Origin of the sequence: Streptomyces sp. NBC_01016, assembly GCF_026341035.1 — a bacterium.
GTDB lineage: Bacteria > Actinomycetota > Actinomycetes > Streptomycetales > Streptomycetaceae > Streptomyces.
In genome coordinates this window covers 4,069,048-4,088,571 of the sequence record NZ_JAPEOQ010000001.1, presented here as the reverse complement: position 1 = coordinate 4,088,571, position 19,524 = coordinate 4,069,048, and the positions used below count along the sequence as shown (strand labels likewise).

The 19,524-nt window shown below is 70.2% G+C and carries 14 protein-coding genes; 3 read left to right on the top strand and 11 right to left on the bottom strand.

Annotation, left to right across the window (positions count from 1 at the left end; all coding sequences use genetic code 11):
- Positions 1–176: 176 nt before the first annotated feature.
- Together OG746_RS18340 and OG746_RS18335 are read right to left on the bottom strand one after the other, a co-directional pair.
- On the bottom strand, positions 177–1,814 hold the full coding sequence (locus OG746_RS18340; protein WP_266715814.1) for an ABC-F family ATP-binding cassette domain-containing protein: 1,638 nt from the start codon (positions 1,812–1,814) through the stop codon (positions 177–179).
- Positions 1,815–2,072: 258 nt separating this feature from the next.
- A complete protein-coding gene (locus OG746_RS18335) occupies positions 2,073–3,116 on the bottom strand; it encodes an oxidoreductase (RefSeq protein WP_266715812.1) in 1,044 nt (347 codons plus the stop codon).
- Positions 3,117–3,202: 86 nt separating this feature from the next.
- Between OG746_RS18335 and OG746_RS18330 the strand changes: the two genes are divergently transcribed.
- On the top strand, positions 3,203–4,147 hold the full coding sequence (locus OG746_RS18330; RefSeq protein WP_266715810.1) for an NAD(P)/FAD-dependent oxidoreductase: 945 nt from the start codon (positions 3,203–3,205) through the stop codon (positions 4,145–4,147).
- Positions 4,148–4,252: 105 nt separating this feature from the next.
- Here the strand turns inward: OG746_RS18330 and OG746_RS18325 are convergent, their stop codons facing one another.
- The 3 genes from OG746_RS18325 to OG746_RS18315 form a co-directional block, all read right to left on the bottom strand.
- Complete coding sequence (locus tag OG746_RS18325; protein ID WP_266719042.1) at positions 4,253–5,881, bottom strand: BCCT family transporter; 1,629 nt, start codon at positions 5,879–5,881, stop codon at positions 4,253–4,255.
- 126 nt (positions 5,882–6,007) lie between these two features.
- Positions 6,008–7,297: a M14 family metallopeptidase gene (locus tag OG746_RS18320; protein ID WP_266715808.1), complete on the bottom strand. Its 1,290-nt coding sequence runs from the start codon at positions 7,295–7,297 to the stop codon at positions 6,008–6,010.
- Positions 7,294–9,279, bottom strand: a complete 1,986-nt coding sequence (locus OG746_RS18315) for a Xaa-Pro dipeptidyl-peptidase (RefSeq protein ID WP_266715806.1) — start codon at positions 9,277–9,279, stop codon at positions 7,294–7,296. Before OG746_RS18315 ends, OG746_RS18320 begins: the two co-directional genes overlap by 4 nt.
- A gap of 227 nt (positions 9,280–9,506) precedes the next feature.
- Between OG746_RS18315 and OG746_RS18310 the strand changes: the two genes are divergently transcribed.
- Positions 9,507–10,982 carry a M1 family metallopeptidase gene (locus OG746_RS18310; protein ID WP_266715804.1) on the top strand — a complete coding sequence of 492 codons (1,476 nt, stop codon included), beginning with the start codon at positions 9,507–9,509 and terminating at the stop codon, positions 10,980–10,982.
- Between the two features lie 79 nt (positions 10,983–11,061).
- On the opposite strand, the gene OG746_RS18305 is transcribed toward OG746_RS18310, so the two are convergent.
- The 3 genes from OG746_RS18305 to OG746_RS18295 all read right to left on the bottom strand — a co-directional run bounded on the left by OG746_RS18305 (position 11,062) and on the right by OG746_RS18295 (position 13,819).
- A complete protein-coding gene (locus tag OG746_RS18305) occupies positions 11,062–11,907 on the bottom strand; it encodes an oxygenase MpaB family protein (RefSeq protein WP_266715802.1) in 846 nt (281 codons plus the stop codon).
- A 51-nt stretch (positions 11,908–11,958) separates the two neighbouring features.
- Positions 11,959–12,264, bottom strand: coding sequence for a hypothetical protein (locus tag OG746_RS18300; protein WP_266715800.1), 306 nt, complete (start codon positions 12,262–12,264; stop codon positions 11,959–11,961).
- A gap of 82 nt (positions 12,265–12,346) precedes the next feature.
- Entirely contained in the window at positions 12,347–13,819 is a 1,473-nt protein-coding gene (locus OG746_RS18295; RefSeq protein ID WP_266715798.1) for an amino acid permease, read from the bottom strand.
- A gap of 297 nt (positions 13,820–14,116) precedes the next feature.
- Here OG746_RS18295 and OG746_RS18290 point away from each other — a divergent pair, with 297 nt between their 5' ends.
- Positions 14,117–14,854, top strand: coding sequence for a MerR family transcriptional regulator (locus OG746_RS18290; RefSeq protein WP_266715796.1), 738 nt, complete (start codon positions 14,117–14,119; stop codon positions 14,852–14,854).
- Here the strand turns inward: OG746_RS18290 and OG746_RS18285 are convergent.
- The 3 genes from OG746_RS18285 to OG746_RS18275 all read right to left on the bottom strand — a co-directional run bounded on the left by OG746_RS18285 (position 14,844) and on the right by OG746_RS18275 (position 19,524).
- The gene (locus tag OG746_RS18285; RefSeq protein WP_266715794.1) at positions 14,844–17,042 is read right to left on the bottom strand and encodes a 3-hydroxyacyl-CoA dehydrogenase NAD-binding domain-containing protein; all 2,199 of its coding nucleotides are present in this window, start codon (positions 17,040–17,042) and stop codon (positions 14,844–14,846) included. The genes OG746_RS18290 and OG746_RS18285 overlap by 11 nt on opposite strands.
- Positions 17,043–17,109: 67 nt before the next feature.
- Entirely contained in the window at positions 17,110–18,330 is a 1,221-nt protein-coding gene (locus OG746_RS18280) for an acetyl-CoA C-acetyltransferase (RefSeq protein ID WP_266715792.1), read from the bottom strand.
- 51 nt (positions 18,331–18,381) lie between these two features.
- Positions 18,382–19,524, bottom strand: coding sequence for an acyl-CoA dehydrogenase family protein (locus tag OG746_RS18275; protein WP_266715790.1), 1,143 nt, complete (start codon positions 19,522–19,524; stop codon positions 18,382–18,384).

The following is a 19,524-nucleotide window of genomic DNA, read 5'->3' as shown; positions in this document are numbered from 1 at the left end:
CGCCGCTTCGTGGCTGGGCGCGCAGTTCCCCGCGCCCCCAAACGGGTCGACCGTAGCTGGGCGCGCCCGCGCGGCGGAGCCGCACAAACACCACAGCCCCGCGCCCCCAAACGGGTCGACCGTAGCTGGGCGCGCCCGCGCGGCGGAGCCGCACAAACACCACAGCCCCGCGCCCCTTAAAGCTCGGTCACCTTGCCTGACGTCACCTCGAGGCGGCGGGTTGTCTGGACTGCGTCCAGCATTCTGCGGTCGTGGGTGACCAGGAGGAGGGTGCCCTCGTAGGTCGACAGGGCCGACTCCAGTTGCTCGATCGCCGGGAGGTCGAGGTGGTTCGTCGGCTCGTCCAGGACCAGGAGGTTGACGCCTCTGCCCTGGAGGAGGGCGAGGGCCGCGCGGGTGCGTTCCCCCGGGGAGAGGGTGGCCGCGGGGCGCAGCACGTGGTCCGCCTTCAGGCCGAACTTGGCGAGCAGCGTACGGACTTCGGCCGGCTCCATGTCGGGGACGGCCGCACCGAAGGCTTCGAGCAGCTTCTCGGGTCCGTGGAACAGGGCGCGGGCCTGGTCCACCTCGCCGACGACCACGCCCGAACCCAGCGTCGCGTGACCGGAGTTCAGGGGGACGCGGCCGAGCAGCGCGGCGAGCAGAGTGGACTTGCCGGAGCCGTTCGCGCCGGTGATCGCGACGCGGTCCGCCCAGTCGATCTGGAGCGTCACCGGCCCGAAGTCGAAGTCCCCGCGCCGTAGTTGGGCGTCCCGCAGTGACGCCACGACCGCGCCCGAGCGGGGTGCCGCCGCGATCTCCATGCGCAGCTCCCACTCCTTGCGGGGCTCGTCCACGACGTCGAGGCGCTCGATCATCTTCTGCGTCTGGCGGGCCTTCGCGGCCTGCTTCTCGCTCGCCTCACTGCGGAACTTGCGGCCCAGCTTGTCGCTGTCGGTCGCCTTGCGCCGCGCGTTCTTGACGCCCTTGTCCATCCAGGTGCGCTGCATCTGGGCGCGGCCCTCCAGGGCCGACTTCTTGTCGGCGTACTCCTCGAACTCCTCGCGTGCGTGGCGGCGCGCGACCTCGCGCTCCTCCAAGTAGGCGGCGTAACCGCCTCCGTAGAGGTTGATCTCCTGCTGGGCGAGGTCGAGTTCGAGGACCTTGGTGACAGTGCGGGTGAGGAACTCGCGGTCGTGGCTGACGACGACGGTGCCGGCGCGCAGGCCGCGCACGAACGTCTCCAGGCGGTCCAGGCCGTCCAGGTCGAGGTCGTTGGTCGGCTCGTCGAGGAGGAAGACGTCGTAGCGGGACAGGAGGAGGGAGGCGAGTCCCGCGCGGGCCGCCTGGCCGCCGGACAGGGACGTCATCGCCTGGTCGAGGCCGACGTCCAGGCCGAGTTGTTCCGCGACCTCCTCGGCGCGCTCGTCCAGGTCGGCGCCGCCCAGGTTCAGCCAGCGCTCCAGGCTCGTGGCGTACGCGTCGTCGGCGCCGGGCGCGCCGTCGACGAGGCCCTGCGTGGCCTCGTCCATGGTGCGCTGCGCCTCGCTCACGCCGGTGCGGCGGGCCAGGAACTCGCGGATCGTCTCGCCGGGGCGGCGGTCCGGCTCCTGCGGGAGGTGGCCGACGGTGGCGGTCGGCGGGGAGAGCCGTGCGTCTCCCTCCTCGGGGGTGGCGAGGCCGGCGAGGAGGCGCAGGAGCGTGGACTTTCCGGCTCCGTTGGCGCCGACGAGTCCGATTACGTCGCCGGGGGCGACGACGAGGTCGAGACCGGAGAAGAGGGTGCGGTCACCGTGCCCCGCGGCGAGGTTCTTGGCTACGAGCGTTGCAGTCATCAGGGGGGTGATCCTAGTCGGGGGTGAGGTTGCGCGGCGGCGGGTGGTGTGGCGGGGGCCGGGGCGCTTGGCTGTGGCGGGGTCGACACGTGTCGTCACGGGGACGGTGGGCCCGGGCACACCACGGGCCGCGCCGCACCACGCCGATCCGCCACGGCCCACGCCGGCCCCGACCGGACCCGACCCGCCATGCCCCGACACGCCACGCCGCGCCCCGCCCCGCCCCGTCCCACGCCGCGGGGACCGCGCCCGCACCCCCTACCGCTCCATACGCGCCACCAACACGCTCCCCGTCGTGCGGGCCACCAGGAAGGATGGGGCCCTGGTTGCCTTGGGGTCGAGGGAGATGCGGTGGCGGCCGGGGGGCAGGACCGCGTCGAAGACGTCGTGGTTGTGGGTGCGGTAGAGGCGGTCGAGGCGGTAGGCCGTGATGTGGACGCGGCACGTGGAGGTGACCTCCACGCCCGCCTCGCCGTCGGCGGCGACGAGCCGCGTCAGCCGGCGCTGCGCCGGCGGGACGCGGTCCAGGGCGCTCTCGATCTGGGCGACGAGGAGCGGGATGATCGGTGCGTAGCCGTCGACGTAGGCGACGTCGGCTCCGGCACGTTCGAACTCCCTGTGCACTGAAGCCCGTTGGGGCTCCTCCACCGCGCGGCCGAAGGCCACCACCCCGTACGTGCGCAGCTCCTCGGGCGGTACGCCGGACGCGTCCTGCGTGATGTCCGCGCCGACGCCGATGGTGCGCAGCGCCGCCGCGAGCCGGGCGAGGACGGCGACGCGGGCGCCGATCAGCAGCACCTTGCGGCGCGGCGGTATGAACAGGCCCTCCCCGTGAAGCAGTTGGCCGAGCACAGTCCGGTACTCGGTTGCGCGGAAGCGGAACGGGCCGATGCCGTGGTAGCCGTTCAGCTCCAGGTCGACCCGCTCGTCGGTCTGCCAGGCGAAGTCCCGCCACACGTAGGCCCCCACCCCCTCCCCGTTCCGCTCGATCAGTGCCGTCACCGCCCCGCACTCGATCCCCTCGCACTCCGGGCACCCGTAGATCACGCAGCGCCCGCCGGGCAGCGGCGCCTCCGCCTCCAGGAGCAGGCGCTTCACGTGGTGCGCGAAGATCGCGGGCGGGATGTCGGCGGCGAACGGGGAAACGGCGTCCAGGTCGGAGAGTTGGAAGAGCAGCGGGCGGCCGTCGACGATGAAGTCGACGAAGTCCCGGTGCACTTGGTAGTCCCCGTCCGCGAGGACTCCCCCGGCGCGCATCGCCGGTGCCAGGCCGAAGGTCGCGTAGTCGTCGGCAGCAGCCATGGTGCGAGTATTCCCGTCCGCACCCGCCGTGAGCGCGGCATGCCACATTCCGCCTGCTTCCGTTGGCATCCATGTAGCGTCCATGGATGATCAGTGACAGCAGCGGCAGTGAAGTGATCGTGGTCGGCGGCGGGGTCATCGGCATGACCACCGCCCTGGAACTCGCGCGCCGCGGGCGCCCGGTACGCGTGTGGTCGCGGGACGTCGCCGAGCGGACGACCTCGGCGGTCGCGGGCGGGCTGTGGTGGCCGTACCGGATCGACCCGATGGCGAAGGTGGGCGCGTGGTCGCTGCGCTCGCTCAGGCGGTACGAGGAGTGGGCCGCGCGCCCCGAGGAGACCGGCGTGCGCCTGGTCGACGGCGTACACGGGGACTCGCGTCTGGACGGGCTCGGCGCGTGGGCCTCGGAGGTGGCGGGCCTGCGCGACACCCCGCGGGGGCTCGCTGCACGCCTCCCGCTGATCGACATGCCGGCCCATCTGGCGTGGCTGCGCGAGCAGTTGGGCCGGGCCGGCGTCATCGTCGAGGCGCGCGCCGTGTCCTCGCTCGACGAGGCGCTCGACACCGCGCCGACCGTCGTGAACTGCACGGGGCTCGCGGCCCGCGAACTGGTGCCGGACGACTCCGTGCGCCCGGTCCGCGGGCAACTGGTGATCGTGGAGAACCCGGGCGTCGACACGTGGTTCACCACCGTCGCCCCCGCGTCCGACGGGACGACGTACTTCCTGCCGCAGCCGGGGCGCCTGCTGCTCGGCGGCACCGCCGAGGAGGACGCGTGGTCGCTCGATCCCGACCCGGCCACCGCCGAGGGGATCGTGAAGCGCTGCGCCGAGGTGCGTCCCGAGATCGCGGGCGCGCGGATCCTCGACCACCGCGTGGGCCTGCGCCCGGCACGTCCTGCGGTGCGCATCGAGCGTGAGGTCAGGGGCGCCGGGCGGGTGCTGGTGCACAACTACGGGCACGGCGGCGCCGGGGTGACCGTGGCGTGGGGCTGCGCCGAGGAAGCGGCCGAGCTGGTCGAGGCCGGTTAGCCGAGGCCGGACGAACGGGCACATGGACACACGGATAAACGGACACGGGCAAACGGGTGGGGGCGTGGCCCGTGTCGGACCACGCCCCCACCCGTACCTACGTCCTCAGTCGTCGTGGTGTTTGCCGATCGGGTCGCCCTCGGTCTCCAGGCTGCTGCCGGGACCGATGCGGATCTCGAACTCGCCGCCGTACTTCTCGTGTCCTGCGACGACCGCCTGCTCGACGACCTCGATGCCCATCTCGCCACGGACCATGAGCGGGTCCTGGCGCAGGTCCTTCAGGAGCGACCAGCACATGCCGATCATGACGAGGACGAACGGTGCCGCCACGAGGATCGTCAGGTTCTGCAGGCCGGTGAGCGCGTCCCCGGAGCCGTTGCCGATCATCAGCATGATCGCGCCGACCGCACCGGTCACGACGCCCCAGAAGACGACGACGAACTTTCCGGGTTCGAGCGCGCCCTTCTGCGAGAGGGTGCCCATGACGATCGACGCGGCGTCCGCGCCGGACACGAAGAAGATGCCGACCAGGATCATCACGAGCAGGCTCGTCGCAGAGGCGATCGGGTACTCCTGAAGCACGCCGAAGAGCTGGGTCTCCGGGGTGTCGGCGCCCTTGAGGGCGCCCTGCTCCTTGAGGTTGATCGCGGAACCGCCGAAGACCGCGAACCAGATCAGGCTGACGGTCGAGGGCACGAGGATGACGCCGCCGACGAACTGACGGATCGTCCGGCCCTTGCTGATGCGCGCGATGAACATGCCGACGAACGGCGACCAGGAGATCCACCAGGCCCAGTAGAAGACCGTCCAGCTGCTGAGCCAGTCGGCGACGCCCTTACCGCTGGACGCCTCGGTGCGCCCGATGAGTTGCGGGAAGTTGTCGAGGTACGCGCCGAGCGAGGTCGGCAGCAGGTCCAGGTTCATGATCGTCGGGCCCGCGATGAACACGAAGACCACCAGGACCAGCGCGAGCACCATGTTGATGTTCGACAGCCACTGGACGCCCTTCTCCACACCGGAGATGGCGGAGAAGACGAACGCGACGGTCAGCACCGCGATGATCGAGACGAGCAGCCCGGTGCTGACGTCGTCCATCCAGTCGGCCGCCTTGAACCCGGCCCCGATCTGCAGGGCGCCGAGTCCGAGGGAGGCGGCCGAGCCGAACAGCGTCGCGAAGATCGCGAGGATGTCGATGACACGGCCCCACGTGCCGTGCGCGTGCTTCTCGCCGATGAGGGGCACGAAGACGGACGAGATGGTCTGCCGCCTGCGGCGCCTGAACGTGCTGTAGGCGATGGCCAGTCCGACGACCGCGTAGATCGCCCACGGGTGCAGCGTCCAGTGGAACAGGGTGGTGGCCATGGCGGTCTCCATGGCCTCGGCGTCGTCGGCCGGGTCGGTGCCCGGCGGCGGCGTCGTGAAGTGCGCGAGCGGCTCGCTCACTCCGTAGAACATGAGCCCGATGCCCATGCCCGCGCTGAACATCATCGCGATCCAGGAGACCGTGCGGAACTCCGGCTCCTCGCCCTCCTTGCCGAGGGGGATCTTGCCGTAGCGGCTCATGGCGAGCCACAGGGCGAAGACCACGAAGCCGGTCGCGGCAAGGACGAACGCCCAGCCGCCGTTGTGCATCAGGCCGCCGAGCAGCGTGGTGGACACGCTCTCGAGGTTGTCCGTGGCCACGGCGCCCCAGACCACGAAGGCCAGAGTGAGCACGGCGGTGACGCCGAACACGATCCGGTCCGTGGCGGGGCTCTGCGCGGCGGTCGCTCCCTCCTCGGGGACGGGCGTATCGCTGGGGGGTTTCTGAGGGCTTGTCACCCACTACGACCTACCACACCTGACACGCCGGTAACCCGATCAGCAGTGTGTGTCGGGCTCCCCTTCCGTCAAGTGGTAGGCCGCGCGCGCGTCGAGGAGCAGTGCGACCAGGGCCCGTTCGGACTGACGCAGGGGGACGAAGGCTCCGTTGCCCGACTTCTTGACGGTGATGCCGTGCAGCGCCAATTCGTCTTTGAATTCGGCGTATTGCGTCTCGTTCAGCCGGTAGCCGCACGGTGGATCCGTGATGACCTCCGCGGCTTCGGCGGGGTCGTTGTCCGCACCACCGAGATAGATCGGCCCCCGGTCGGTGAAGCCCTTGGCGCGGGCGGCCGTGGTGGCGGCCTCGATCGCGCCCCGGTTCTCCGAGGTGTACGCGAACAGACCGCCGAGCGCGGCGAGTTGGGAGTCGCGGCGCCGCTGATTGACCAGCGCCGGGTCGTTCTCCTCGGCGGGGGTGCCGGGGTCGACGCGGCTCTCGATGAGCAGCCCGACGGAGTGCTTGACGCCGGAGACGTTGCGCAGGATCCGCTCCTGCCCGTCCCCCGCGGTCTGCTTGATCGGCTCGCCGGTCTCCGGGTCGGTCCAGATGCCGTACGTGCCCGTGGAGTACCCGGCGTCGCCCGCGGCGGGGCGCACATGGTCGAGGGACAGCGACTCGGCCTGATCGTGCACGGCGGGGTCGGTGTTGAGGTTGCGCGGCCAGAGGTCGAACAGGTCCTTGTCGTAGTACTTGGGGGTGGCCCCGTACTCGTGCAGGTCGTAGATGACGTCGGGCTGCCGGTCGCGGATGACGGCGGCCATCGCCCGCGCCTCTGCCGTCTTGAGCGCGATGTGGTCGCGGTTGATGTCGATGCCGTCGGAATTGCCGCGGGTGTCGGCGGCGTTGCCGTCGGGGTTGGCGGTCGGCACGACGAGGAGGGTCGTACGGGACAGGAAGCGCTGGGTCGCCCTGTCCTTGGTGTAGGCGAGGTCGCGGATCTTCGTCAGGCAGGCCTCGCGGCCCGACGGCTCGTCGCCGTGCTGGGAGCAGATCAGCAGCACGGTGTTGGGCGCCCGGTGGGCTCCGATGCGGACGAGGTTCAGCGGGCGGCCCTGTTTCGTCTCGCCGATCCGGGAGACGGAGACCCGGTCGGAGGCCTTGTCGACGGTGGCGAGGAGCTGCTTCTCCTCGGGCTGGGTGGTCCAGCGGGCGCCGTCGGTCTCCTCGAATCCGGTGCGGGGCGGGGCGTTGGTGCCGCTCGCACCGGCCGGGGCCGCCACCACGAGGGGCGCGGTGAGCGCGACGACGGCGGTGGCCAGGGCGAGGGTGCGGGGACGTGCTCTCATCGGGTGCTGCCTCCCGGTACGGGGCGGTCGAGGCGGTAAGGGCTCACGCCGTCGGCCGCGGACTTTTGGGGGGTGGCGGTGGTGGAGCCGGACGTGGCGGCCGCGAAGGCCGAGGCGCCGCCGACGACGGGGACGCGGGCCGCGGTGCGGGCGAGGTCGAGGGAGAGGGTCGGCTTGGTGGACGGAGGGTCGATCAGGTCCTTGTCGGTGCCGGCCACGACGAGGGCGAGCCGGTGCCCCTTCGGTACGACGTGGTCGCTCGCGGCGAGGTCGATCGTGAGGGTATAGGGCTTGCCGGGTGTGAGCGCGGTGCCGTGCTTCGGGTTCGTGGAAGTGCCGAGGTCGGCCCAACCTCTGCTGAACACCGTCGAGTTGACGTCGGTGGTCGCGGTCGCGGTGGTCAGGTAGCAGGAGCTGTCGCCGGTGGTGCTCGGCCCCCAGCAGCTGCGGTCGGTGCCGGTCGTGATGCCCTCGCCGGCGCCCGCGTAGTCGCGGATCGTGGCGGGCCCGACGTCGACGAGGACGGCGCTCAGGTGCGCGCTGGACATCGTCGGGGTCGCGGTGACCGTCACCTTCGAGGAGCCGGACAGACGCAGGTCCTTGGACAGCGGGCGGCTGAGGAACCCGGCCTTCTCGGCGGTCGGTTGCTGGATCTTCTCGGCCCAGTCGAGTTCGCCGAGCGCCGGGTTGTCGGTGAAGGTCTCGGTGCCGGAGCCGGTCTTCAGGCCCAGCGTCCCGACGCCGGCCTTGTCGCCCTTGGCGGGACGCAGCGCGGCGGTTTCTGTGGCACGCGGAGGCCACACCTTGTCGGTGCTCCAGTGGTCGGGGGCGCGCTCGATGTCGGCCATCGGCTCGCGGTCGATTCCGTTGGCGTAGCCGAGGAGTTCGTGGTCGAACCAGCGGTGCAGGGTGTCGACCCAGGCGCCGCGGCGGGAGTCGAAGGGGTCGACGTGGCCGGTCTGCGCGAGCCAGATCTTGCGGTCGACGCCGTTCTTGGCGAGGGCGTCCCACCACTGGCCGAAGTGCTTGGCGCGCACGTTCAGGTCCTGCATGCCGTGCACGACGAAGACGCTGGCGCGCACGTTGTCGGCGTCCTTGACGTAGTCGCGGTCCTGCCAAAGGCCGGTCCAGTCGCCGGTCCGGGGCGCTTCGTCGACCAGCTGTTTCTGTACGGCGGCGCAGCGCGCCTTCGCGTCCGGGCTCTCGACGTAGTCGGACAGCCACTCGGGGCCCGAGTCGTAGAGCGGGGCGCCCTGTTGGAAGTAGTAGTCGTACCAGGAGGAGATCCCGCCGATCGGCACGATGGTCTCCAGGCCCTCGACGCCGGTCGCGGCGACGCCGTTGGCGACGGTGCCGTCGTAGCTCTTGCCGATCATGCCGGTGCGGCCGTTGGTCCAGTCCGCCTTGGCGCGTTCGCCGCCGGTGCGGGTGGTGTAGCCCTTGGCGCGGCCGTTCAGCCAGTCGACGACGGCCTTCGCGGAGCCGATGTCGTAGGCCCCGCCGACGTCGGCGCAGCCGTCGGAGCGGTTGGTGCCGAGCAGGTCGACGCCGACGAACGCGTAGCCGCGGGGCACGAAGTAGTTGTCGTAGAAGAGCGGCATCTGTACGACGTTGCCGTCCGCGTCGTACGTCTTCTTCTGGCTCTCGTTGCCGCGCCCGCAGCAGGAGTAGTACGGACTGGCGTCCATGATCACGGGGATCTTGCGGCCCTGGGCGGCGGGTTCGCGGGGCCGGACGATGTCGACGGCGACCCGGTCGGACTTCCCGTTGTCGTCCCCGTCGAGCCGGGTGTCGACCCAGACGGACTCGCGGACGGCGTCGGCGTAGGAGTAGACGGGCTTGGACTCCGTCGGCTTGGCGGGGGCGGCCGACGCGGTGGCGCCTGCCCCGACGAGTGCGGACAGCAGTGCGACGGTGACCACGACCGCGAGGGTTCTCCAGCGGTGCGGGTGGCGATGGCTGCGTCTGGCAGGTATCGGCATGGCGCGGAAGCTACACGGGTCAACTGCCGTGCAACAGAGGGCCGTAGGTGTGGAAGACAGGTCCGTGGGGTGCAAAGGCACATGTCGGCCAGATGACGATCGTGTGGCTGGTGCGGCCATGGACATGACCGGGGCACGGGGTGCTGAATAGGGTCGCTGTGTCGGCCACGGACGTGATCCGTACGGGGCCGGCAACCGCCTGACGTCCCCTACGACTTGGAGTTTCCGTGTACCGCAGACTCATCGCCCCCGGCGCACTCGCGGCCTCTCTGCTGCTGGCGATCCCGGCATCGGCCGCGGACTTCGAACCGGGGGCGTCGGGCATCGGTGATCCCTACTACCCGACGTACGGGAACGGCGGCTACGACGTCTCCCACTACGACCTGCGACTCAAGTACCAGCCGAAGACGGACCAGTTGGAGGGCACGGCGACGATTCTCGCCTCCTCCACGCAGGACCTGTCGCGCTTCAACCTCGACTTCGGGCTCACGGCGAGCGAGGTCCGGGTGAACGGCAAGAAGGCGAAGTTCGCGAAGTCCGACGTGCAGGAGCTGGAGGTCACCCCGGCGGCCGGGCTGCCGAAGGGCACGCCCTTCACCGTCGTGGTCAAGTACGCGGGCAAGCCGTCCGACGTGAAGCTCTGGGGCTTCACGTCGTGGCAGCGCACCCCGGACGGCGGCGTCGCGGCCAACGAGCCGGAGGCGGCGGCCTGGTGGTTCCCCTCCAACGACCATCCGCTCGACAAGGCCACGTACGACGTGTCGGTCGCGGTTCCCGACGGTACGCAGGCGATCTCCAACGGAACGTTGCAGTCGCAGAGTTCGAAGCTCGGGTGGACGCGGTTCAACTGGCGGTCGGCCCATCCGCAGGCCACGTATCTGTCCACCCTGGCGGTCGGCAAGTTCGACATCACGACGGACAAGACCGCGGACGGGCTCCCCGTCGTCAACGCGTACAGCAAGGACCTCGGCGCGAACGAGGGCGCGGCGAAGGCGAGCGTGGAGCGGACGACCGAGGTCGCCGAGTGGCTGGAGTCGGTCTACGGGAAGTATCCGTTCGAGGCGCTGGGCGGGTATGTGCCCAACGTGCCGTCGAGCTTTGCGCTTGAGACGCAGACGCGGCCGTTCTATTCGCCGAAGCAGTTCGCCAATGGGTCCAATGTGTCCGTTGTCGTTCATGAGTTGGCGCACCAGTGGTACGGCGACAGTGTCTCCGTGCGTGGGTGGAAGGACATCTGGATCAACGAGGGGTTCGCACGGTACGCGCAGTGGCTGTGGTCGGAGAAGGAGGGCGAGGGCACGGCCCAGGAGCTCGCCGACTACACGTACGCGCAGCATCCGGCGGACGACGCGTTCTGGACGGTGAAGCCGGGGGATCCGGGGGCGGAGAACCAGTTCGACGCGGCGGTCTATGACCGGGGGGCGCTTGCGATTCAGGCGTTGCGGAATGCCGTTGGCGAGAAGGACTTCTTTGCGATTTTGAAGGGGTGGCCGAAGCAGCACGCGTACGGCAACGCGAGTGTCTCCGACTTCATCGGGTATGCGGAGCGGGTCTCCGGAGAGCGGTTGGGTGGGTTGTTCGACACGTGGCTGTACCAGCCGTCGAAGCCGGCCGCGTCCGCGGTTTCGGACGGGTCCCGGGCGGCGCAGCCCAAGTCGTGGAAGCGGATTGCTGCCACGAATGGGGTGCACTCGGAGCGTTGATTCGCTGCGGCGGGGTTGCGGTCGCGGGGCTCTGCCCCGGGCCCCGCTGCTCAATCGCCGCAGGGGCTTGAATGGCTGCTCAATCTCCGTCGAGGCCTGAATTGCGCGCCCTTCGTGCCATCGGCAAGTAGCGGAAGCGTTCCGGGAGGCGGGGGGCCGCCAGCCTCACCAGTGCCGCGAAGCGGCGTAGGCGGCGTTCCTGTCTCGGGGTCCAAGGCAGGCCGATGGCATCCCTCGCCTCCGGGGGAAGCAGGCCCGTCGAGAGGAAGCTCATCGTGCGGGTCAGGAGTGGGCGCAGGAGCGGCCACAGGAGGGTGAGGACGGGGTGGTGGCCCGGTGGGGGTGGGAGGGGGCGGGTGCGGGCCGTCAGTTCGTCCACCACCGGGTTTCGCTGGATCTCCTGCGCGAGCGTCTTGCGGTAGTACGGCCAGAACTCCTCGACCGTCTGCGGCATGTCCCGGTCGTGGATGCCGAGGATACGGCCGACCATCAGCCACTCCGCGTAGAACCGCTCGTCCTCCTCGGGCGTGAACGGTGTGGCGAAGTAGCGGCGCGCGTAGCGGGAGACGGGGAAGCCGGTGGCGTGCACCCAGGCGTAGTAGGCCGGGGTGAGGGCGTGGTAGCGGCGGCCGTGCGGGTCGGTGCCCTGGATGGTGCGGTGGAGGCGGCGGAGCCTGCGACCTTCTTCGGCTGCCGCCTCTCCCCCGTAGACCCAGAGCATCACCGAGGTCAGCGAGCGTTCGCCGCGGCCCCAGGGGTCGGTGCGGAACACCGAGTGGTCGTCGACGCCCGCGCCGACGGCCGGGTGCGCGACCTGGAGCACGAACGCGGCGGGCAGCGCGAGCAGGGCGCGGATGTCCCCTGCCGTCTCCCAGAGGATGCCGCCGGGCGGGGGCGGGGGCGGGTCCGGGTCGTGCTGCTTCATGGGGGTGCTGCTCCTTGTGGTGCGTATGGAGCCTGCGGGTCTCGTCTCTGATCAAGTATGCGCGTCCGGGTCCGGTGGCCGGCGGCCGTCGTCCGCGTAGCGCTTCGCCAGGTCGGAGGCCAGCTCCGAGACGCAGGTGCACAGGTCCGTGACGGCCTCCGTGGCGGGCGCCGGGCGGCAGGGGACGACATGGGCCGGGAGCGGGGCCGGGGTCGGTGGCGGGGGCGGCTCCGGTGGGTCCGGCGCGGCGCGGGGGCGGCGCCGGCGGGCGGAGGTGATCCATGCCGTCGCCAGGGCCGCGAAGAATGCGGCCAGCTGCCCGATCTTGACGTGCGCGTCCCACGGAACCAGCGACATGCCTGTGTCCTACCCCCATGGCACGGGGCCCCAACGCACCGAGTGCGTCGGGGCCCCGTGAAGGAAGGCAGGCGGGCTCGGCTCAGTTGCCGTCGGCCACCTTCGTCAGCTCCTCCGACGCTATGCGGTCGACGTTGCGCCGCACCCGGAACCAGCCGATGAAGAGCAGCACCGCGACGATCGGGATCAGCATGAGCGTCTTGCGGCCGGTCTCCTCGTCGTTCCACATGAGGCCGAGCACGGAGAGCAGGAAGACGATCGTGACGATCTCCGTGAACGGGGAGAACGGCAGCCGGAACTTCGGGCGCTCGACCAGGCCCTGCTTGGCCCGGCGGACGAACGCCAGGTGGGCGACCATGATCATGACCCAGGTGCCGATGATGCCGATCGACGAGACCTCGATGACGATCTCGAACGCCTCGGCGGGCAGCAGATAGTTCAGGCCGACGCCCAGCACGCCGACACCCGCGGTGAGCAGGATGCCGCCGAAGGGGACCTGGCTCTTGTTCATCTTCGCGGTGAACTTCGGGGCGGAGCCCGACATGGCCATGGAGCGCAGGATGCGGCCCGTGGAGTAGAGGCCCGAGTTCAGCGAGGACATGGCCGCGGTGAGCACGACCAGGTTCATGATGTCGCCGACGCCGCCGACGCCCAGCTTCGAGAACAGCGTCACGAACGGGCTCTCGCCCGACGTGTACGACGTGGACGGCAGCAGCAGCGCGAGCAGCAGCACGGAGCCGCAGTAGAACAGGCCGACGCGCCACATGATCGAGTTCACCGCGCGCGGGACGACCTTCTGCGGCTCGGCGGTCTCGCCCGCCGCGACGCCGACCAGTTCGAGGGCGGCGTAGGCGAAGACGACACCTTGCATCACGAGGACCACGGCCATGGTGCCGCTGGGCATCCAGCCGCCGTTGTCCGTGATCATGTGCAGGCCCGGTGTGTGGCCGTCGACCGGGTGCTGCGTGGCCACCAGGAAGATGCCCACGAACAGGAACGCCACCAGGGTGGCCACCTTGACGATCGAGAACCAGAACTCCATCTCGCCGAAGTACTTCACCGAGACGAGGTTCACGGAGAGCACCACGGCGAGCGCGATCAGTGCGAGCACCCACTGCGGGATGCTCGTGAAGGCGCTCCAGTACTGCGTGTACAGCGCGACGGCGGTGATGTCGGCGATGCCCGTCATCGACCAGTTCAGGAAGTACATCCAGCCGGCGACGTAGGCGCCCTTCTCCCCGAGGAACTCGCGCGCGTACGACACGAAGGAACCGGACGAGGGCCGGTAGACGACCATTTCGCCGAGGGCGCGCACCACCAAGTACGCGAAGATCCCGCAGATCAGATAGGCGAAGACGAGGGCGGGGCCCGCGTCGTGGAGCCGGCCGCCGGCGCCGAGGAAGAGTCCGGTGCCGATCGCGCCGCCGATGGCGATCATGTTGATGTGGCGGCTCTTGAGGGCCTTGCTGTAGCCGGCGTCGCCCGCGTCGGCGGGCGCCTGGGAGGCATCTGTGCGGGATGCGTCCGTGGCCGTGTTGAGGGCGTCCTTGCTCACGAGGGGGTGTCCACTCTGTGGTGCCCGGCGACGTGGGGGCCGCCGGGGTCCGGAACGTGCTTCGGTCCGCATCACCCCTGTCGGCGTGCGGACCGAGGGGCACCTTCCCCCAAAGATCGCCCCCGATGCGGTGACGGAGATCACATAGCGGCGCTTCTCACATGCCGGGACGCCTCTGGACGTGGAACCGGAGGAGGCGTAGGGGGCGTCGACCACCCCTCTTTCCACTCCCCTTGGGTTTCACAACGTCGGTGTGTCAGCAATACTGTTGTACCCGGATCGCGGCGAGAGGCGAAGATGACGACGGACACCGAGGCCCCCACGCTGACCGTCGACGAGCTCGCGGCCCACGCCGGCGTCACGGTCCGCACGATCCGCTTCTACAGCACGCGGGGCCTGCTGCCGCCGCCGGTGATCGGGCCGCGCCGGGTGGGGCACTACGGGCCCGACCACGTCGCGCGGCTCGCACTGATCGAGGAGTTGCAGCACCAGGGCATGACGCTGGCCGCGATCGAGCGCTATCTGGAGCAGCTGCCGGCCGACCTGAGTGCACAGGATCTGGCGATCCACCGTGCGGTGGTGGCGAGTTGGGCTCCCGACACGGTCGAGACGCTGACCCGGAGCGAGCTCGACGGGCGCGCGGGCCGGGAGCTGACCGAGGAGAACCTCGCGCGGCTTGCGGCGATGGACGTGCTGACGCGGGAAGGCGACGACACCTACCGCTGCGACACGGGGCAGCTGCGGCTCGGCGTCCAACTCCTCGACGTACCGCTGTCGTTGGACGCGATCCTGGCCTCGCGCGAGGTGCTCGTGGAGCACTCGCGGGGCGCGGCGCAGGAGCTGGCCCGGCTCTTCAGCTCCGAGGTGTCGCAAAGGGCCGAGCAGGACGTGAAGTCGCTGTCGGCCCATATGCAACCGCTGGTCGTTCAGGCGCTGTTGACGGCGTTCCAGCGCTCGCTGAAGGAGGAGCTCCGGGAGGCGTTCCGTACGACGGAGCGCCTCCCGGAGCCACCGGGACCCGGCGTCAGTCCTTGAACGTCTCGCCCTTTTCTGCCTTCTCCACGAGCAGCGCGGGCGGCAGGAACCGGTCGCCGTAGCGCTCGGCCAGCTCGCGCGAGCGGGCGACGAATCCGGGCAGGCCGCCCTCGTAGCCGTTGATGTACTGGAGCACGCCGCCGGTCCAGCCGGGGAAGCCGATGCCGAAGATGGAGCCGATGTTGGCGTCGGCGACGGACGTGAGGACGCCCTCCTCCAGCAACCGCACCGTGTCCAAGGACTCGGAGAAGAGCATGCGCTCCTTCATGTCTTTAAAAGGCACAGTCTCGAACGGGATCTCGGTACCAGGCTTGGTGAAATGCTCGCGCAGACCCGGCCACAGACCGGCGCGCTTGCCGTCCTCGCCGTACTCGTAGAAGCCCGCTCCCCCGCTGCGGCCCGGCCGCCCGAACTCGTCGACCATCCGGTCGATGACCGCCTCGGCCGGGTGCGTCTCCCAGGTGCCGCCGGCCTCGACGATCGCCGCCTTCGTCTCCTCGCGGATCTTGCGGGGCAGGGTGAGGGTCAGCTCGTCCATGAGGGAGAGCACCTTGGCCGGGTAGCCGGCCTGGCCCGCCGCCTGCTCGACCGACGCGGGCTCGACGCCCTCGCCGACCATGGCCACGCCCTCGTTGATGAAGTGCCCGATGACGCGCGAGGTGAAGAAGCCGCGCGAGTCGTTGACCACGATGGGCGTCTTGTTGATCTGCCGTACGAGGTCGAAGGCGCGGGCGAGGGCCTCGTCGCCGGTGGCTCCGCCCTTGATGATCTCGACGAGCGGCATCTTGTCGACGGGCGAGAAGAAGTGCAGACCAATGAAGTCGGCCTGCCGCTCGACGCCCTCGGCGAGGGCGGTGATGGGCAGCGTCGAGGTGTTGGAGCAGAGCAGGGCGTCGGGGGCGACGATGTCCTGGATCTCCTGGAACACCTTGTGCTTGAGCGACGGGTCCTCGAAGACGGCCTCGATGACGGCGTCGCAGCCGGCCACGGCCTGCGGGTCGGAGGCCGGGGTGATGCGGGCGAGCAGCGCGTCCGCCTTCTCCTGGGTCGTGCGGCCGCGCTTGACGGCCTTGGCGCACAGCTTCTCGGAGTAGGCCTTGCCCTTGGCGGCGGACTCGGCGGACACGTCCTTCAGGACCACCTCGATGCCCGCGCGGGCGCAGGAGTAGGCGATGCCGGCGCCCATCATGCCGGCGCCGAGGACGGCGACCTTCCGGACCTTGCGGGGCTCGATGCCCTTGGGGCGGTTGGCGCCCGAGTTCACGGCCTGGAGGTCGAAGAAGAACGCCTGGATCATGTTCTTCGCGGTCTGCCCGGTGACCAGCTCGGTGAAGTAGCGGGCCTCGATGGCGAGGGCGTTCTCGAAGTCGACCTGGGAGCCCTCGACGGCCGCAGCGAGGATGTTGCGGGGCGCGGGGTACGGGGCGCCGTTCAGCTGCTTCTTCAGGTTGGCCGGGAAGGCGGGCAGGTTCGCGGCGAGCTTGGGGCTGGCCGGGGTGCCGCCGGGGATGCGGTAGCCGGGCTTGTCCCAGGGCTGCTGCGACTCGGGGTTGGCGTCGATGAAGGCGCGGGCCTTCTCGATCATCTCCTCGCGGGTGGCGGCCACTTCGTGGATCAGGCCGTTCTCCAGGGCGCGCTGCGGGGCGTACTGGGTGCCCTGGAGCAGCACCTTGAGGAGCGCGTCGGCGATGCCCATGAGGCGGACGGTGCGGGTGACGCCGCCGCCCGCGGGGAGCAGGCCGAGCGTGACCTCGGGGAGGCCGATCTTCGAGCCCGGCGCGTCGAGGGCGACGCGGTGGTGGCTGGCGAGTGCGATCTCGTAACCGCCGCCCAGGGCCGCGCCGTTGATGGCGGCGACGACGGGCTTGCCGAGGGTCTCGATGCGGCGCAGCGAGTTCTTGATGCCGATGCCGGTCTCGAAGACGGACCGGGCGTCGTCCGGCCCGGCCTTCATCATGTCCTTGAGGTCACCGCCCGCGAAGAAGGTCTTCTTGGCGGAGGTGTAGATGAACCCGCGGATGGACTCGGGGTTCGCGGCCAGCTCGGCCTCGGCGCGGTCGGCGATCGCGGCGATGGAGTCCTTGAACGCCTGGTTCATGGTGTTCGCGGACTGGTTGGGGTCGTCCAGGACGAGCGTGACGACGCCGGTGTCGTCCTGTTCCCAGCGGATGGTCGTGCTCTGCGTCATGGCTGTTCCGTCTCCGTGAAGTCTGGTGCGGCGGTTGGCTGTTGGGGTGGGACGCCCTGCTGGGCGACTACGCGGAGACGCGCTCCACGATGGTGGCGATGCCCATGCCGCCGCCCACGCACAGCGTGGCCAGGCCGTACCGCTTGTCCTGGCGCTCCAGTTCGTCGACGAGGGTGCCGAGGATCATCGCGCCGGTCGCGCCCAGCGGGTGGCCGAGCGCGATGGCGCCGCCGTTGACGTTGACCTTGTCCAGGGACAGGCCCATGTCCTTCACGAAGCGCAGCACGACCGCCGCGAACGCCTCGTTGATCTCGACGAGGTCGATGTCGTCGATGGTCAGGCCCGCCTTGGCGAGCGCCTTGCGCGACGCGGGCGCGGGCCCGGTGAGCATGATGGTCGGCTCGGAGCCGGAGACCGCGACGGAGACGATGCGGGCGCGCGGGGTGAGGTCGTATCGCTCGCCGACCTCGCGGGAGCCGATGGCGACGAGCGACGCGCCGTCGACGATGCCGGAGGAGTTGCCCGCGTGGTGCACGTGGTCGATCCGCTCGACCCAGTGGTACTTCTGCAGCGCCACCGCGTCGAAGCCGCCCAGGTCGCCGATGTCCTTGAACGAGGGCTTCAGCTTGCCGAGCGAATCGGCCGTCGTGCCCGGACGCAGGTGCTCGTCGTGGTCGAGCACGGTGAGCCCGCTGCGGTCCTTGACCGGCACGATCGAGCGCGTGAACCGGCCGTCCTTCACGGCGGCGGCCGCCCGCTCCTGCGACATGGCGGCGTACTCGTCGACGTCGCGCCGCGAGAAGCCCTCGATCGTCGCGATGAGGTCGGCGCCGATGCCCTGCGGCACGAACCCGGTCTCGTAGGAGGTCATCGGGTCCATCGCCCAGGCCCCGCCGTCCGAGCCCATCGGCACGCGCGACATCGACTCGACGCCGCCGGCGAGGACGAGGTCCTCCCAGCCCGAACGGACCTTCATCGCCGCCAGGTTGACGGCTTCCAGGCCCGAGGCACAGAAGCGGTTCTCCTGCACACCGGCCACCGTGTCGGGCAGTCCGGCCGCGATGGCGGCGATGCGCGCGATGTCGGACCCCTGGTCGCCGATCGGTCCTACGACGCCGAGCACGATGTCGTCGATGGCGGCCGGGTCGAGGTCGGGGAAGCGGGTCCGCAGCTCGTGGATCAGGCCGACGACGAGGTCGATCGGCTTGGTGCCGTGCAGGGAGCCGTTGGCCTTGCCGCGGCCGCGCGGGGTGCGGATCGCGTCGTATACGTACGCGTCTGTGGTCACGGGAGGTGCCTTTCGAAGAGGGGCCGTACAGGGGGTACGAAGAGGGGTCGGTCAGGTCAGCAGCGAGCGCCCGATGATCTCCTTCATGATCTCGGTCGTGCCGCCGTAGATGGTCTGGATGCGCCCGTCGGTGAACGCCTTCGCGACGCGGTACTCGGTCATGTACCCGTACCCGCCGTGCAGTTGGAGGCAGCGGTCGGCGACCCGCTTCTGCAGCTCGGTCGCCCACCACTTCGCCATCGAGGCGTGCACGGCATCGAGCGTGCCGTCCGAGTGGTCCTCGATGCAGCGGTCCAGGAACGTGCGGGTGACGGCGCACTCGGTGGCCATCTCCGCGATCTCGAAGCGGATGTGCTGCTTCGCGGCGAGCGGGCGCCCGAAGGCCTCGCGCTCCTTCACGTACTGGGTGGTGATCTCCAGGAGGTGCTCGGAAGCGGCGATCGCGGCGACGGCGATGCCCATGCGCTCCTGCGCGAGGTTCGTCATCAGGTGGATGAAAGCGCCGTTGAGCTCGCCGAGCAGGTTCTCCTTCGGGACGCGGACGTCGTTGAAGAACAGCTCGGCGGTGTCCTGGGCCTTCTGGCCGATCTTGTCGAGGTTGCGGCCGCGCTCGAAGCCCTCCATGCCGCGCTCGACGACGAGCAGCGAAAGACCGTGCGCGCCGCCCTCGGGCGTCGTCTTGGCGACGACGATCACCAGGTCGGCGAGTATCCCGTTGGAGATGAAGGTCTTCGACCCGTTGAGCAGCCAGTGGTCGCCCTTGTCCTCGGCGGTGGTGCGGATGCCCTGGAGGTCGGATCCGGCGCCGGGTTCGGTCATGGCGATGGCGCTGATGATCGAGCCCTCGCAGAAACCGGGCAGCCAGCGCCGCTTCTGCTCCTCGGTGCCGAGCGAGGTCAGGTACGGGCCGATGATGTCGTTGTGCAGGCCGACGGCGAGACCGGAGGCGCCCGCGCGCGTGAACTCCTCGGCGAGCACGGCGGGGTAGCGGAAGTCGGCGTTGCCGCCGCCCCCGAACTCCTCGGGCACGGCGAGCCCGAGCAGGCCCTGGCGCCCGGCGGCGAGCCAGGCCTCGCGGGAGACGACGCCGTCCTTCTCCCACTGCTCGTAGTGCGGCGTCACCTCCTTGGCGAGGAAGGTGCGCACGGTCTCGCGGAACGCCTCGTGCTCGGCGCTGAACAGGCGTCGTTCCAT